Here is a 16301-nt window from a genome sequence, read left to right as displayed (position 1 = left end):
GCGGGGTGTATGAATGAGCAACAAGACGATACAAATGAGTAGAATGTGGAAATATTTCATTGAAGCTACCGTGGAAATTATTCAAGAAGACGGTATTGAGCAAGTGACCATTCGGAAAGTAGCTGATCGAGCGGGTTACAACAGCGCAACGATTTACAATTATTTCGGTGAGGTTTCTCATTTAATATTTTTTGCTTCCATGAAGCTCTTACAAGATTACGTGGAGGAAGTGAGCAATTATATTAAAAACGGACAAACGCCATTAGAAAAGTATTGGCTCTCCTGGGAATGCTTTTGCAAGCACTCTTTTAAACAACCGAGCATTTTTCATGCCGTGTTCATTATGAACTTAGGGGATCATCCGGAAAAATTGATTGAAGATTACTATGAGATGTACCCTGCTGAATTAATTAACGTTCCCGATGAATTAAAACCTATTTTATTCGAAAGACGCATTACAATGCGTGGCAAATCGCTATTGCAACAAGCTGCTCAACAAAAGCAAATCGCAGAAGATCACATCGAATCGCTCAACGATATGACAATTCTTGTTTGGCAAGGAATGCTGACAAACATCTTAAATAATCGTCTCGATTATGATTTAGCTACAGCAGAGAAAAAAACGCTCGATTATATTCATCAACTCGTGGAAATGGCAAAAGTTCACTGATTCCAATAAGTACCTAATCATGTATTTTACGAACAAAAACCGATAGACATTGCTCCAATGCTGGAGAAAGTCGATCGGTTTTTGTTTATGCGTTTTGCCATCTTTCAACAAAGAAAGCAACTGTGTTGCGGAGGTTTGGAGTTCGATGGCTTTTCTTTAATGCAAAGTAAAATGTTTTCATGAACTGGAGACTGTTAGTGCGTGCATGATAAAACGAACGGTCATACCCGTCTACTCTTGTCTTTTGTTCGAGGCGATCAAAAACTTGTTCCACCCACTCGATCAGAACTTCCTCTTCATATTCGGCAGTTACCAAAGTCATTAAAACTGCGACTAATCGTTCGTCTTCATCATCAACGTACACGCGACCTTTCCAAAAACAAGAAGTGATTCCTTCCAACACAACAGGAATTAATTTCTTCTCTATAAGTGGATGATCGACAATCATAGCAGCTAAGTCCGCACCATGCGCAATACTATGTGCCCAACCTTTATCCTCCACAAAACCACGTGTATCGCGTTCCTTTAGCAAGTAAGTCGCACATCTTTCAAACGCATCATTTCGCATTGGTTGTTCTAGAAATGGCTTCTGTTTGTCGATCCAAAAAAGGCCCGTCAGCCATAACGTGGAAAATGATCTTGTGAACACTTCATCCGATTCTCCATCTTCAATCCCACGCATTAAATATTCGTCACTAATTATCAATCGGAAGGCCTGTGCCAACTGTTCTTCACGTAGCAAGTCATACGTAATTAATTTACAAAATGCCTGGTAGATGAGTTGATCTCGTAATTCACTATCGATCGTTCCTAAATGAGTAAGCATGTATGGAAATAGCGTATCGCCATGCCTCTCCATGTAATTTTGGAGTTCCGCTTTCTCCATCTTTACGAGGTTTAGTAATTGCTGTTTCATTTTTTATCACCCAGTCCCTCTACCCTTATGCTTTATTCGTTGAATTCAGGTTCCAACCTTTTCATGAATTCTTCAACTGCGCTGTAACCTTGTTGCTTCAAATACCAATTATTCGCGGCTGCTTCGATCAAACCTGCCACATCACGCCCTGGCTGCAATTGAATTTGAATATGTGGGATTGGGACGTCCATATACGTCTTGAACTTCGTGTCCAATTCCAACTCGTTGTTCAATGCGTTATCTTGCCATTCAGTCAGTTCAATATCGAGTGCGATTCTACTTTCCTCTTGAAAAGCCGCTCTTCCGTATAGCCGAACAACATTCAGTAGACCGATACTTCGAAGCGCTAAAAATTCCTTATTTTTTTCATCATGCGTACCGAGAAGCGTTTGGGGACTCAGTTTTTTTAACACAACAATATCATCTGCAATGAGTCTGTGTCCCCTACCGATTAACGTATGTGCCGTTTCACTTTTGCCTACACCCGATTTCCCACGCAAAAGAATACCAATGCCCGAGACATTGACACACACACCGTGGACGGCAATTTCCGGCGCCATCTCTTTTGTGACAAATGCATCCAATTTCGCACTCATTTCACTTGTTGAATCAGGGGTGCGCAATACTGGGATATGTTCTTCCATACAATATTGTCTTAACCCGAGAGGCTCTTCCTGGTTAGATGTGATGACAATACAAGGCGGATCGTATTGTACGATATTTGCTATTCGCAATTTGCATTCTTCATCAGTCAGTGTATGTAAGTAATTGATTTCGTTTTTGCCAAGAATTTGAACGTGTTCCGTTGCAATGAAATCGAATTTGTCCATGAATTCCAAGCCGGGTCTACGCACTTTTGTCTTTTTTAATTGGCGATGTAATTCGTGATGTCCGACCAACACTTCCATTTTAAATCGCTTGACGATGTTTTCGATTGTAACAACCTTCAATCCATCACACCTCCTAATAAATTTATTTATTTTTCAGGCCTGTTAATTAAAAGCTTATTTACAGTTAGATTTCTTCGAACCCGTTGGCTTGCGTTCCGGCACACGCTTTCCGCGGGGCACGGGTGAGCCTCCTCGTCCGCTTCGCTCCCTCCGGGGTCTCACCATTCGTGCTATCCCCCCGCAGGAGTCGGCGCCTGCACTCCAGCCAACTAGTTTGTGCCGTCAACTTATTTGCCTCTCAACTTATAAACGCTTATCAGGATTGGAGCGACAAATTGGTTAATTTACAGACCTGTTATTTCTTAAAAGAAGCTCGACTTAGTATAACATGGAAACGAGCAGCTCTATTCTAAATTGAATCTAAAAGAGGATATTTGCAACAAGAGTCTCCCTCCCTTCATTTCAAAAATTAGTTTCACCAATCATTATAGTCCTTTCAACACTTAAGTAACCCACTAATTACCATTAAACATTTAATTGATGCTTATAAAGTTCTTTATCCAAAATTAGACACCATTCCGTTTATAGGCAATGTTATTATACATTGGTGAATATTTCTAATTTCTAAAAGGGAGAGAATTAATGATGTTCAAAAGATTATTAGGGGTTATTTCATTACTAGCACTTCTCCTACTCGCAGCATGTGGATCGGGTGATGCAAAGAAAAGCGACAATGAGACATCCGCACCAAAAATAGAGGACGAATCATCTGAAAAAGTTGATACGGAAAGTAAAGGAGTCGAAGAGAACGATGCTGAGGAAGCGGAAGAAAAAGAACCTGTTAGCGCAACAAACGACAAGATGTTGAATACTTATCTTGAAGAAGAAACAGGTGGCGATATCGAAATCGTTTTTACGAATAACGAATCTGCCATGAAACACAATTACAAAGAAGACGTATCAATTGAAATTAACAAGTATCAAATTGTTCACGTTACAAACATGAACGAATCTGCAAAATCCAGTTTTGAAGATGCAGACGAAGGCTATGTTATGACGTATCAAATGACCATTCACAATAATTCTGATGAAGACGTCTATTATACGGGTGGCATGACTTTTCTTACAGACGATGGAAATGATTACATAATGAAGCGGACGCATTTTGTAGATCGAGATGAATGGCTAAAAGATTACGATGCCGAAGGCCATTCACAGTTTTCTAAAGGAAAAGCCGTTACTGGCCTTGTAGCTTTCATGATAACGAATGAGCAATTTGAGAAGATGCATACACCAATCCTTAAAATCGATAAATTTTTCCTAGAAGATGATACGAGTAAAACATTTGGGGAAGAAGCAGTCTTTACAATTCCGATGAATGAAGCAAGTATGGATAAAGCAGCATCAGTAGCTAATCTTTATCCTGATAAGATGGTGACAGATACAATTGCGGATAAAGAAATCTTTTATGCTGAAGAAAACATCGATGAAACAAAAGAAATAGATGGCGTCAAAATTACTTTAAACGGTGTACAATATGCGAATATTACACCAACGGATGCACACAAAGAACGATTTAAAAACTTTGGAGATGGGCCACTCGTTGCTTTAACAACAAAAACGACAATTCAAAATGGGAGCGAATTCCCGATTCCTAAATTTTTCATGGAAACAAGACTGCACATTGACGATAACCGTGGCACCATGTTGTCGCAAGGAATGCTAGAACCGACACCAAGAGGCAACATTGAACCTGGTGATTCTGCTGAGATCTATCATGTGTACTTATTCCGTGAAGATGAATTCCAAATCTACAAGAAGTTAGATTTCCAAGTAGGTCCTTTTAAAGATGAAGATGTAAAACCATTGTTTAAAGAAAAAACGGTTACGTTCACTTTGCCTAAACAATAAGCAAGAGACGATTTCCATCATAAAAAGCATGATCCTTTTAGCGGGATCATGCTTTTTACCATTTCCCCTCTAAATTACTTCCAATATAGACAATCTGAACGTAAGTTTATGTCTTGATGGACGAATAAAACGCTATTTCTTCATAAAGTACTTTCTTCCTAGCTTCTCCACAAGCGTAGGGGCAAGTCCGTACAGTTTACTCGTAAAGCCCATAATTCCCGGAAGGTTCACGTCCCTTTTTGGAGTTGAAATCGTCTCTTGAATACAATCTGCCACTTCATCGATCGTCAATAAATGTTTTCCAAGGGAAGCCCGATAAGTGCCCGTCGTGTCTGCCCGATCTATGAATGGCGTGTCAATTGGGCCCGGGTTTACAACGGATACTTGTATATTGAATGCTGCCACTTCCATTCGTAGAGCATTTGTATAGCCGAGTAAAGCATGCTTGGAAGCTGCGTAAACAGAAGCTTTTGGCGTAGCGACTTTTCCAGCTTGAGAACCGACATACAGGAGATGACCACTGCGTCGGTCCATCATTGCAGGCAACACGCGTTTCGTCAGCGCAATCGGGGCAAGGACATTCGTTTCCATCATGTCTCGACTCGCATCGTCCGGTAATAGATGCGCTGCTTGAAACAAGCCCACACCTGCACAAAATAGAACGATTTGTGGAGAGGGACAATTGTTGACTAGCCGGTCCATGTCCGCTGGATTTGTCAGATCGGCTTCGATTGCGACTGCTCCTAATTTGGTAAGAGCCGCCAACTTTTCAATCGATCTACCCGTAACGAATACCTCAAAATTCTCCTTTTCGTTTAGCAACCGTTGCGCAACAGCATACCCAACACCACTTGTTGCACCTGTAATTAACACTGTCTTACGCTTGTTCATAATGCAAAATGCCTTCTTCGTTCCTAGTTTGTCGAATGAATCCTTCTGCGAGCAAATAGTCTGTTTGACCGATTGTCTCGGATAATGTAAGACCTAATTCTTTTTCATACACTGTTGGGAACAATTCCTGCGTCAATTGGAAAATTGATTTCGGTCGATCAGCTAGCATTCCGTGTACTTTCATCGCACGTTCATGTTGTTGGGTCAATCTTCTCTCAATGAGCGGGTGAACGTCTTTTACTTCATTGCCATGGCCACTGTAAATGAGTGAGACAGGTAAATCGAGTAGTCTTTTTAACGAGTCGTTATATTGCAGTAAAGATTTTGGTCGATCATCCTGTTGGTTGTACGGTGGTTCGACAAGTGGATTGGAGGACACTTTTTCAAGTACTAAGTCTCCGCCGATCATTTCACCCGTCTTTTCATTGAATAAAACAAGGTGACTTTGTGCATGGCCTAATGTTTCCATTATTGACCAGCCAGGATGACCGCTCCACTCCTCCCCTTCGCCCACTTCCCTGTCTAGCGTTCGTTCGCCCATTAGCTTTATCGGTCGTTTCATCTTTTCAACCCAATGAAAATACGTTTCAGGAACCCCTTCTTCTTTTAGACGGTCAAGGTAAAACTGATCGTGAAAAGCCATAAAAGCTGGATCCCTTTTTAACCAGATGTCTGTGTAAGGATGACCGAGGATTTCAGCGCGATCAAATGCATCCATCCAACCCGCATGATCTGGATGATGGTGCGTAAGAAATACTTGTTCAATGTCCTTGAATGAATAACCGAGTTCTTTTAGCCCCCGCTTTAAGGCTTCATAGGCTTCAGGCGTTTTGGGTCCCGCGTCAACAAGGGATAATGCATCCCCTTTAACGACGTATGCATTGACATCCCCTACCGCAAACGGCGTGGGAATTGTAAGTTTATGGATCATCTCATTACTCCTTCAAAACAATTTTCAATTAAGTTTATGAATCGTCATTCATTCTATTGTACCGTTTTTTGGCATGAACGTCACTTTTTCATTCTCATTTCTTGAAACCTTTGGGACTTACATACGTATGCTATACTACTTGTAAAGAGGTAGAGGGGGATGACAATGGGTATTTTCAATTTTTTTAAAAGCCAATTCATTGAAGTCATTGAATGGACAGACCAAAATACGGATACAATGGTGTACCGTTTTCCGGTACAAAATAATGAAATAAAAATGGGTGCGAGCTTAATTGTACGAGAATCTCAAGTAGCCATTTTCGTCAATGAAGGTGAAATTGCAGATGTATTTTTACCGGGTAATCATCTTTTATATACGCAAAACTTACCCGTCCTAACGAAACTAAAATCATGGAAAACGGGTTTTAACTCGCCGTTTAAAGCGGAAGTCTATTTTGTTAACACGAAACAATTCATTAATCAAAAATGGGGAACGTCGAACCCGATTATGATGCGTGATGCTGAATTCGGCATGATTCGATTACGTGGGTACGGCATTTATTCGTATCGAGTAGCAGATCCCGTTGTATTTTTGAAAGAGTTGTTTGGTACAAATGGATCTTTTGATACGAAGAGTGTAGAAGAGCATTTGAAAAAAATGATACTTTCCGGTTTGACGGATTTATTTGCAGAATCCAGAATTCCCGCTCTCGACCTTGCAATGTATTACGACGAATTAAGCACACAAGGGAAACAGAAGATGGAAGAACGGTTCGCTGCGTTCGGGTTTGAGATTACTTCACTGTATATCGAGAACTTGTCGTTACCTAAAGAAGTTGAACAAGCGATGGATAAACGCACTTCCATGGGTGTTTTAGGAAACATGCAAACGTATACACAATACCAAGCCGCAGAAGCGATTCGAGAAGCTGCGCGCAATGAAGGCGGAGGAATGGCAGCAACTGGCGCAGGTATTGGCGCCGGAGCAGCGATTGGTAATGCGATGGCAAGTGCATTCAATTCGAACAATGCCCAGCCAGCACCAGTGGCCAAAGAAGAAACCAAGCAGTCTTGTCCGCATTGCCAATCATCCATTAGGGCATCCGCTAAATTTTGTCCAGATTGTGGGCAAGCCGTTCAACAATTGAAAGTGCCATGCATTAATTGTAAAACATTGATCAAAGAAGGGTCGAAGTTTTGCGGAGATTGCGGGACCCAACAAGTAACGGAGAAACAATGCACAGCTTGTGGAGCTGTGAACAGCGTTTCTGCAAAATTTTGTGGCGAATGTGGCGAAGGGCTTTCGGGCCAATCGTAATGAGGTGAAGCGATGACGAACATTGAGAAGGATTCAACTGAAAATGGATTCGTTGAAAAAACAGAAGTGAATCAGTGTGCATCTTGTGGCGGTAATGCCTTGTATGATCCGGCGACAAAAGGATTGAAATGCCCATTTTGCGGTACTGAAACAACGATAGAAACGACACAACATAATACGACTGAACATGACTTTCTTGAAGCACTTGAAGGATCGTCTCATAGTTGGACCGAAGAGAAGCGTGTATTCAAATGTGAGAATTGTGGCGCGGAATCGGTATTGGATAAAGATAAAATTGCTGATTTTTGCGCCTTCTGTGGTTCTTCGCATATTGCTGTCACCAATCATGATGCGGGCATTCAACCGGCACTACTCATTCCCTTCCATGTGGCAAAAGAAGAGGCTGTTCAAAAGTTCAAATTGTGGATTCGTAAACGCTACTTTGCCCCCAATAAACTAAAACATGATTACGAGTTGCAAAAAATCAGTGGAGCGTACATCCCCTACTGGACATTTGACGCTCAAACTCACTCTGCTTATATTGTCAAAATCGGAACGTATTATTATGTAACCGAAACGAGAACAGTCCATCGAGATGGAAAAACCGAACAAGTAACGGAGCAAGTTCGTAAAATTAGATGGCGTACACAAAGTGGTACGTACCAAAAATTTTATGATGATGTTCTCATTAAAGCTTCTAAAAATGTCGCATCCACTTTAATTGACAAAGTAGAGCCCTTCCAATTAAATCATTTAGTCGACTATCGGATGGAGTATTTATCGGGTTTCTTGGCTGAACGCTATTCCATTCCGTTGAAAGACGGATGGACAGATGCGAAGGATATAATTGATAACCGTATACGTAATGGAATCTTCCAGAAAGAGATTGGAGATGAAGTGCGTATTGTGAGCGTCGATACGAATTACGATGCCATCACTTTCAAGCATTTATTACTCCCGATTTGGGTATCCTCTTTCCAATTTAACAACAAAGTTTATCGCTTTCTCGTCAATGGACAAACAGGGAAAGTAAGCGGACAAGCACCCATTAGCATTTGGAAAGTATCGATCTTAAGCGCCATCATTCTTTTCATCATCGGCATCATTTATCTTTTTCAAGAAGGCTTTTGACGATTGACAAGTTGTCTAACAAGTGCAATAATCGTTAGTAATCAAAAAAGAGCGTTGAGGAAGACGAGTATGGATAGTGAAGGAAATCAGGAAGTGCGGTCATCGACTGAAAGCCGCATATCCCTCTCCTATCTTGAACCTACTTCTGAGCTGCTATGAAAACATAGCCGGGTGCTTTCACGTTATGAAAGGTTCAAGTTGTGCTGACAACGAGCAGCAAATTTAGGTGGTACCGCGGAAACATGCGTTTTCGTCCTGATGATTCAGGATGAAAACGCATTTTTTTATGGAGAAAGGAAGGATATAATGGGAAAAGTCGTATTTGTAGGTGCAGGATCGATGGCAGAAGCAATCATTGCAGGGATTGTTCATCAGCGTGTCATGCCTGCAACAGACGTGTTTGTCATGAATAAATCGGATGAAGAACGATTAATAAATTTACAACAAACATATGGAGTATCGATCGTACGTCCAGATCGACGTGAATTGGCACAAGCAGAGTTAGTCATCTTGGCAACGAAACCAAAGGACGTCCAACAAGCGATGCAAGATATCTCGCACTTATTGCAGGATAACACAGCAGTTTTATCTGTCATCGCAGGGGTGTCTATCTCGACAATTGAAAAAGGTGTGGGTAGTCGAGCAATTGCACGGTCCATGCCGAATACTTCGGCAACAATCGGTCTGTCTGCTACAGGAATTGCGTATAATTCTTCAGTTTCGCTGGATATGAAACAGCGTATCACAAATTTATTATCCGCCATCGGCATTGTTGAAGAGGTAGAAGAAGATGCTTTACATCTCGTTACAGCCCTTTCTGGGAGTGGACCTGCATATGTGTATTACATGGCTGAGGCACTTGAGGAAGCAGCGTTAGCGAAGGGCCTGTCAAAAGAAATTGCGCGCGAACTAATTATCCAAACATTGCTCGGTGCAGCAACGATGTTAAAAGAAACACAAAATGAGCCATGCGAACTGCGACGTAATGTAACGAGTCCAGGGGGTACAACCGAAGCGGGCGTCAATACATTGGCGGCTCAACGATTTAAAGAAAGCATTGCAGCTTGTATTGACAGTGCTGAAAATCGCTCACGTGAACTTGGCGCACTGACCGATACGATTTCAAACTAGTGGTAATCGTTTTAGCTAACGAATACACGCTCTTTTGTTATAATTTGCATATATGAAGGAGGTCATATTATGGCAATGCTTTTTTCTCCGTTAACAATTCGCGGAGTGGAATTCAAAAATCGAATTGTAATGGCACCGATGTGTATGTATTCATGTGAGCAGAAGGATGGTCAAGTGGAAGATTGGCACAAAATCCACTATGCTTCAAGAGCAGTCGGGCAAGTCGGTCTCATTCTCGTTGAAGCAACAGCTGTACAGCCGGAGGGACGGATTTCAGATAAAGATCTCGGGATTTGGTCAGACGATCACATTGATGGCTTGTCAGAGGTTGTCCGTCTGATGCAACAACACGGTGCAAAAGCTGGTATTCAACTTGCACATGCCGGAAGGAAATCGACTGTGGAGGGTACGATTCATGCGCCAAGTGCCCTACGGTTCAATGAACAATATAAGACACCTGTGGAAATGACGATTAGTGCTATTCAAACAACTGTACATGCGTTTAAAGAGGCAGCGATCCGCTCCAAAAAAGCAGGTTTCGATGTCATCGAGTTGCACGGTGCCCACGGGTATTTAATTAATGAGTTCTTATCGCCATTAACGAATAAACGGGACGACCAATACGGCGGTTCTTCTGAAAACAGATACCGGTTTTTACGAGAAATTATTGATGCCGTTCGTTCTGTTTGGGATGGTCCTCTCTTTGTCCGGATTTCAGCAGAAGACTATGCTGAGAATGGAATGAACACTTCCCAATACGTCGAAATGGCACGTTGGATGAAAAGTCAAGGTGTCGATTTAATTGACGTCAGTTCGGGTGGTGTCGTGCCGGCCAAGATTGACACATATCCGGGTTACCAAGTGAACTTTGCAGAGCAGTTAAAGAAAGAAGCGCAAATTCCAACAGGCGCTGTTGGTTTACTAACGTCCGGTTTGCAGGCTGAAGAACTACTTAAAAACGGTCGAGCAGATGTCGTCTTACTCGCACGTGAACTGCTTCGTAACCCGTATTGGGCGTATTCAGCAGCTAAAGAATTAGGGTATAACATTGAAGCGCCCACACAATATGACCGTGGATGGATTTAATCCCTTATGAAAAGAAGCTGTCGCAGTCGATTCGACATTGCGACAGCTTCATTTTGACTCAAGAAAGCCATTTTTCCATTCATAATGCGAAAAGTCTTCAGCTATCAGCAATTCAGGGAAAATTGCTTGACCTTGCTCCTTCAACTTCGCTAAATCACTTGGCATGAAACGAGCACTGATGTGATTGGCAATTAACACATCAACATTTGCTTCTTTTGCAGTTTGCGCCGCATGCCCGATCGTTGAATGCCCGTACTCCTTCGCCAAATCTCCCGTTTCCATATCAAATGTCGCCTCATGCACAAGAATGTTAGCATCTTGTGCCAATTCCTTCGCCGCAGAACAAATTCGAGTATCCCCTAAAATGGCAACCGTGAATCCTTTTTGCGCTTCTCCAGTCACATCTTTACTGTAGACGATTGTACCATCGTCTAAACGGACGTCCTCTCCCTCTTTCAAACGTTTTAATAATGGACCTTTCGGAACACCTGCTTCAAACGCTTTTTCAATAAATAATTTGCCAGAAAGCGGTTTTTGCTCAATCCGGAACCCAAAACATTGAATGACGTGTTGCAACTCTTTAGTCGTCACTGTAAAATGCTCATTTTCAAATAAAACGCCACCTTCTTTCACCTCAATGATGTCAAGAGGATAGGTCAAATGCGTCCTTGTAATGTGCATTGTTACTTCGATCCATTGCTTTATACCGACCGGCCCATAAATCGTCAATTTTTCTTCTCCACCTAGAAAAGACCGGGAACCTAAAAATCCAGGTAAACCGAATAGATGATCACCATGAAGATGTGTGATAAAGATTTTATTGATTTTCCTTGGTTTAATAGACGTTTTCAGTAGTTGGTGTTGTGTCGCTTCCCCACAGTCGAACATCCAATAGCCTTCTTTTTCTGCTGATAAATTCAACACAACAGAAGATGTATTTCGTTGTTTGGAAGGCATTCCTGCACCTGTCCCTAAAAAAATCAATTCCATTTGATTGCCTACCTTTCTCGAAAACCTCTCTTGACAGCATTCGGACCAAACTTCTTCTCTAAACGTGAAACAAGTTGCTCCATCTGATCCTCTTTTGCATAGTGCTCAAAACTGTCAATGGATAATTGCACATGTAATTCACTCATTGGGATAACGTTTGAAACGGTTATTCCCAACAAACGAATCGGATCTCCTTCCCAATGCCGCTGAAACAGATCTTTCGCTTCCTCATAAATAGCGTGTTCCTTATGGATTGGATTCATGACTGTCCGGCTTCTCGACTGATTCTTCCAGTCAGACGTCCGCATTTGAATCATAATGACTTGGCCGGCCAATTGCTGTTTTTCCAATCGTTTCGCCACTTTGGCTGCCAGACGAGCTAATACTGCCAAACAAGGTTGCAATTCAGTTTCATCAATCGGCAATGTAGTGGAACTGCCAACACTTTTTCGTTCTGCTGCGGCTTCTGGATCCACAGGTCGATTATCAATCCCATTCGCCCTTTCGCGAAGACGCTGACCATTCTTCCCGAGTTTCACCTTAATGAGATGTTCATCCACCGTCGCCAATTGACCAATTGTTGTAATGCCAAGCTCTTTTAGTCTTTGCTCCGTACTCTCCCCTACACCATGCATCTCGATAACTGGCCGAGGCCATAACACGTCTTGGATTTGCCGTTTTCGTAAGACGGTTATTCCCATCGGTTTTTTCATATCTGATGCCGTCTTAGCGAGAAACTTATTTGGCGCAATCCCGATAGAACAAGGCAAGTCCAATTCCCGTAAGATTCGCTGTTGCATTTGCATTGCAATGTTCATCGCATCCGTTAACCCGCCGATCTCCGTAATGTCAATATACGCTTCGTCGATCGACACGGGTTCCACAAGATCGGTATACGTTCGAAGTATAGCAAACACTGCATTCGAAGCGACCCGGTATTTTTCATGATCGGGTGGCACGATTACAAGTTCAGGACAAATGCGCTTTGCTTCGCCAACAGACATTGTTGTATAGATGCCTAATGCTCGTGCTTCATACGAACACGTAACAAGAATGCCACGCCTTTCTTTCGGATTGCCAGCAACAGCCATTGGTATCCCTTTCAACTTTGGGTCGTGCGCTTGTTCGACTGAAGCAAAAAAGCTATTCATATCTAGATGTAAAATAACACGTGCCTTTGAATGCGTGAAGTTTGGCATGGACTCCACCTCCATTTGTAGAAGAAAAACCGGATGAAAACCACCCGGTCAATTCGTTACATTTCTTTAGATTTTTGTGCCTCGACGTAGTCACCAATTGCATCCATTCCTGCTAATGTGCGTGACAAAATATGTGGGTCGACAATCGTAATGACGCGATCTTCCAAATTTGCAACTGTCGTAAAGTACGGAGTGCGTGAGTAAGCCATAAGGCCTGAAGAGGTCAATCGATCGCCAGGGATGTCTAGTATTTCTTTAGCATCGAGGACTAACAACCCCATGACAATGTTTTCAGTCTCAACGACGACGACTCTCGCCTGTTCATCATTTTTCGCCGAGTTGCCATACAGAATCTGTTGAAAGTCCAGAACTGGTACTAACTCTCCTCGGTTTTTCATTAAACCAAGCATGTATTCCGGTAAATGAGGAATTGGATTTACGTGCTCTAATTTCTCAATTGAAATGACTGTCTCCACAGGCAATGCATATTCTTCCTGTCCGCATTGGATAATAACCGCTTTAAAATCGTTCATCATGAAGCCCCTTTCGTCGCAACAACCCGAACAATCTCAAGCAAAAGTTCGGTCAACTTATTCAATTCTTCTCTTGGCATCCGTTCGTTCTTCGTATGGATCTCTTCATAACCTACAGACAATGTCACCGTTGGAACGCCAGCGCCGTTAAATACATTACCGTCACTGCCACCGCCACTTGTCATTAATTTTGGTGTCCTTCCAATATTGCTAATTGCATGCATTGCCGTCTGGACGACTTCATCATCTTCACTAAAACTGAAACCAGGGTACATCAATTGAAGATCCGTTTCTGCGTGTCCACCCATTGCAGCTGCAGTCTTCTCGAACGTTTCCATCATATGTGCAGTCTGTTTGTTCAATTTTGTCTCATTAATCGAACGCGCTTCTGCGAGAATTTTTACTTCATCACAGACGATATTCGTCGCTTGCCCACCTTCGAATCTGCCTATGTTTGCTGTAGTCTCACTGTCAATTCGACCTAATGACATCGCTGCGACGGACTTGGCAGCAATCGTAATTGCTGAAACGCCTTTTTCGGGCGCGACACCTGCATGAGCAGTCTTGCCATGAATGGTCGTCCAAAGTTTAGCTTGATATGGAGCGGCCGTCACAATCCCTCCAACTTTCCCATCGCTGTCCACTGCATAGCCATACTTCGCTTTCAGTAACGATGCATCCATCGCTTTTGCACCGACGAGACCACTTTCTTCGCCTGCCGTAATAATGAATTGGATATCGCCATGCGGCATGCCGCTTTCTTTCAGGACTTTTGCCATTTCGAACAACGCAGCGATACCGGCTTTATCATCTGCCCCTAGAATTGTTGTGCCGTCGGAATAAATATACCCGTCTTCACGTAACTCGGGTTTGATTCCTTTCCCAGGGACGACTGTATCCATATGACAAGTAAAGTAGATTGGATCTGCCTCCTCAACAGTACCTTTCAGCGTTGCAATAAGGTTCCCTGCACCATGTCCTGTCACTTCTTTCGTCTCATCTTCAATCACATCGAATCCGAGTGCTTCCATCTTCTCTTTTAAGATTGTCACAATTGTTCCTTCGTGTTTCGTCTCTGAATCAATTTGAACGAGTTCAAAAAATTCATCGAGTAGTCGTTGTTCATTCAAACCCTATCACTCCTTGCCTTCAAATTTTTATAACGGGATATTTCCATGTTTCTTTTTCGGTCGAGTCTCTTGTTTGTTGCGCATCATCTCAAGTGCTTGCAGCAGTTTAATGCGCGTCTCACGTGGATCAATGACATCATCGACCATCCCGTGTGATGCTGCAACATACGGATTCGCAAACTTCGTCCGGTATTCTTCAATTTTTTCGTTTCGTGTCTGTTCAGGCGTATCACTATTTGCTATTTCTTTTGCAAAAATGATATTCGCAGCCCCTTCTGCACCCATCACCGCGATTTCAGCATTTGGCCATGCATACACAAGGTCTGCCCCGATCGCTTTGGAATTCAAAGCGACATACGCACCCCCAAAAGCTTTGCGTAAAATGACTGTAATTTTTGGCACTGTCGCTTCAGAATAAGCATACAAGATTTTTGCCCCGTGACGAATGATTCCGCCATGTTCTTGCTTCACGCCCGGGAAGAAGCCTGTCACGTCTTCAAATGTAATAATCGGTATGTTGAACGAGTCACACGTTCGTATGAAACGAGCAATTTTGTCAGATGAATTAATATCGAGACCGCCCGCCATCACTCTCGGTTGGTTACAAATTAAGCCGACCGATTCTCCTTTCATGCGTGCAAAGCCGACAACCGCATTTTTTGCAAATTCTGCTTGTACTTCCATGAATGAATGGGCATCCACGACTTGATCAATCACATTACGGACGTCGTATGGACGAATCGTTTCAAATGGCACAACATCCGCTAAATCCTTGCGATAGTCCTCTTCATCTTCTATCGGCAAAATCGGTGTCTTTTCTTCATTGTTTTGTGGAAGATACGACAGTAATTTTCGTACTTGAGCTAGAACCGTCTTCTCATCTTTTCCTCGGAAATGTGCATTTCCACTAATTTGATTATGTACTTTCGATCCACCTAAATCTTCTGAAGTAATCTTCTCCCCAGTAACCGTCTCAATAACTTTTGGACCCGTAATGAACATTTGGCTCGTCTCATCCGTCATGAAAACAAAATCTGTAATCGCAGGGGAATACACTGCACCACCAGCGCAAGGGCCTAAGATAACGGAAATTTGAGGAATGACACCTGAATAGATCGCATTCCGATAAAAGATTTCTCCATAACCATCCAATGACACGACACCTTCTTGGATACGTGCGCCTCCTGAATCATTTAAACCGATAAACGGTGCACCATTTTTAGCGGCTAGATCCATGACGTTCGCAATTTTCATCGCATGCATCTCCCCTAATGCACCTCCGAAAACCGTAAAATCTTGTGAAAACAGATAAATTGGACGGCCATCGATCTTGCCATAGCCCGTAACAACGCCATCGCCTGGCCCCACTTGCTTGTCCATTCCGAAATCGCGTGTGCGATGGATAACAAATGGATTTAACTCGACAAATGTGCCTGCATCCACCAATAACTCAATGCGTTCACGAGCGGTCAATTTTCCTTTTTCGTGTTGCTTTTCAATCCGCTCATCGCCGCCCCCTAATTCAATTTCTCGTTTTTTATCATATAACTCATTAATTTTGTCGTATATATCCAT

General features: G+C 42.5%; 15 protein-coding genes. 6 read left to right on the top strand and 9 right to left on the bottom strand.

The window, feature by feature from the left end; translation table 11 throughout:
• Window positions 1-13: 13 nt before the first annotated feature.
• On the top strand, window positions 14-670 hold the full coding sequence (locus NRI27_RS03810) for a TetR family transcriptional regulator (protein ID WP_371389591.1): 657 nt from the start codon (window positions 14-16) through the stop codon (window positions 668-670).
• Window positions 671-755: 85 nt separating this feature from the next.
• On the opposite strand, the gene NRI27_RS03805 is transcribed toward NRI27_RS03810, so the two are convergent.
• Both NRI27_RS03805 and hprK read right to left on the bottom strand, forming a co-directional pair.
• Complete coding sequence (locus tag NRI27_RS03805) at window positions 756-1586, bottom strand: DUF2785 domain-containing protein (protein ID WP_371389590.1); 831 nt, start codon at window positions 1584-1586, stop codon at window positions 756-758.
• Window positions 1587-1618: 32 nt separating this feature from the next.
• Window positions 1619-2536: an HPr(Ser) kinase/phosphatase gene (gene hprK / locus NRI27_RS03800; protein WP_371389589.1), complete on the bottom strand. Its 918-nt coding sequence runs from the start codon at window positions 2534-2536 to the stop codon at window positions 1619-1621.
• Window positions 2537-3121: 585 nt separating this feature from the next.
• Here hprK and NRI27_RS03795 point away from each other — a divergent pair.
• Window positions 3122-4387: a DUF5068 domain-containing protein gene (locus tag NRI27_RS03795; protein WP_371389588.1), complete on the top strand. Its 1266-nt coding sequence runs from the start codon at window positions 3122-3124 to the stop codon at window positions 4385-4387.
• A gap of 132 nt (window positions 4388-4519) precedes the next feature.
• On the opposite strand, the gene NRI27_RS03790 is transcribed toward NRI27_RS03795, so the two are convergent.
• Together NRI27_RS03790 and NRI27_RS03785 are read right to left on the bottom strand one after the other, a co-directional pair.
• Window positions 4520-5278 (bottom strand): SDR family NAD(P)-dependent oxidoreductase, encoded by a 759-nt coding sequence (locus NRI27_RS03790; RefSeq protein WP_371389587.1) that lies wholly within the window; start codon window positions 5276-5278, stop codon window positions 4520-4522.
• Entirely contained in the window at window positions 5265-6209 is a 945-nt protein-coding gene (locus NRI27_RS03785; protein ID WP_371389586.1) for an MBL fold metallo-hydrolase, read from the bottom strand. Before NRI27_RS03785 ends, NRI27_RS03790 begins: the two co-directional genes overlap by 14 nt.
• Before the next feature lie 165 nt (window positions 6210-6374).
• On the opposite strand from NRI27_RS03785, the gene NRI27_RS03780 reads away from it, so the two are divergent.
• The 4 genes from NRI27_RS03780 (at window position 6375) to namA (ending at window position 10874) form a co-directional block, all read left to right on the top strand.
• Entirely contained in the window at window positions 6375-7526 is a 1152-nt protein-coding gene (locus NRI27_RS03780) for an SPFH domain-containing protein (protein WP_371389585.1), read from the top strand.
• Window positions 7527-7538: 12 nt separating this feature from the next.
• Complete coding sequence (locus NRI27_RS03775) at window positions 7539-8657, top strand: TFIIB-type zinc ribbon-containing protein (RefSeq protein ID WP_371389584.1); 1119 nt, start codon at window positions 7539-7541, stop codon at window positions 8655-8657.
• Window positions 8658-8963: 306 nt separating this feature from the next.
• Window positions 8964-9788, top strand: coding sequence for a pyrroline-5-carboxylate reductase (proC, locus tag NRI27_RS03770; protein WP_371389583.1), 825 nt, complete (start codon window positions 8964-8966; stop codon window positions 9786-9788).
• A gap of 66 nt (window positions 9789-9854) precedes the next feature.
• Window positions 9855-10874, top strand: a complete 1020-nt coding sequence (namA, locus tag NRI27_RS03765) for an NADPH dehydrogenase NamA (RefSeq protein ID WP_371389676.1) — start codon at window positions 9855-9857, stop codon at window positions 10872-10874.
• A gap of 48 nt (window positions 10875-10922) precedes the next feature.
• Here namA and rnz read toward each other — a convergent pair whose 3' ends face one another.
• The 5 genes from rnz to NRI27_RS03740 are packed head-to-tail and all read right to left on the bottom strand — an operon-like array spanning window position 10923 to window position 16301.
• Entirely contained in the window at window positions 10923-11864 is a 942-nt protein-coding gene (rnz, locus tag NRI27_RS03760) for a ribonuclease Z (protein WP_371389582.1), read from the bottom strand.
• An 8-nt stretch (window positions 11865-11872) separates the two neighbouring features.
• Complete coding sequence (locus NRI27_RS03755; protein WP_371389581.1) at window positions 11873-13063, bottom strand: DNA polymerase IV; 1191 nt, start codon at window positions 13061-13063, stop codon at window positions 11873-11875.
• Window positions 13064-13119: 56 nt separating this feature from the next.
• Window positions 13120-13596, bottom strand: a complete 477-nt coding sequence (locus tag NRI27_RS03750) for a chemotaxis protein CheW (protein ID WP_317941989.1) — start codon at window positions 13594-13596, stop codon at window positions 13120-13122.
• Window positions 13596-14726, bottom strand: coding sequence for a M20/M25/M40 family metallo-hydrolase (locus NRI27_RS03745; protein WP_371389580.1), 1131 nt, complete (start codon window positions 14724-14726; stop codon window positions 13596-13598). Before NRI27_RS03745 ends, NRI27_RS03750 begins: the two co-directional genes overlap by 1 nt.
• 27 nt (window positions 14727-14753) lie before the next feature.
• Window positions 14754-16301, bottom strand: coding sequence for an acyl-CoA carboxylase subunit beta (locus NRI27_RS03740; protein WP_371389579.1), 1548 nt, complete (start codon window positions 16299-16301; stop codon window positions 14754-14756).

It is taken from the genome of Sporosarcina sp. OR05, from assembly GCF_041414805.1.
Lineage (GTDB): Bacteria > Bacillota > Bacilli > Bacillales_A > Planococcaceae > Sporosarcina > Sporosarcina saromensis.
This window is presented reverse-complemented; position numbering and strand designations above follow the sequence as displayed.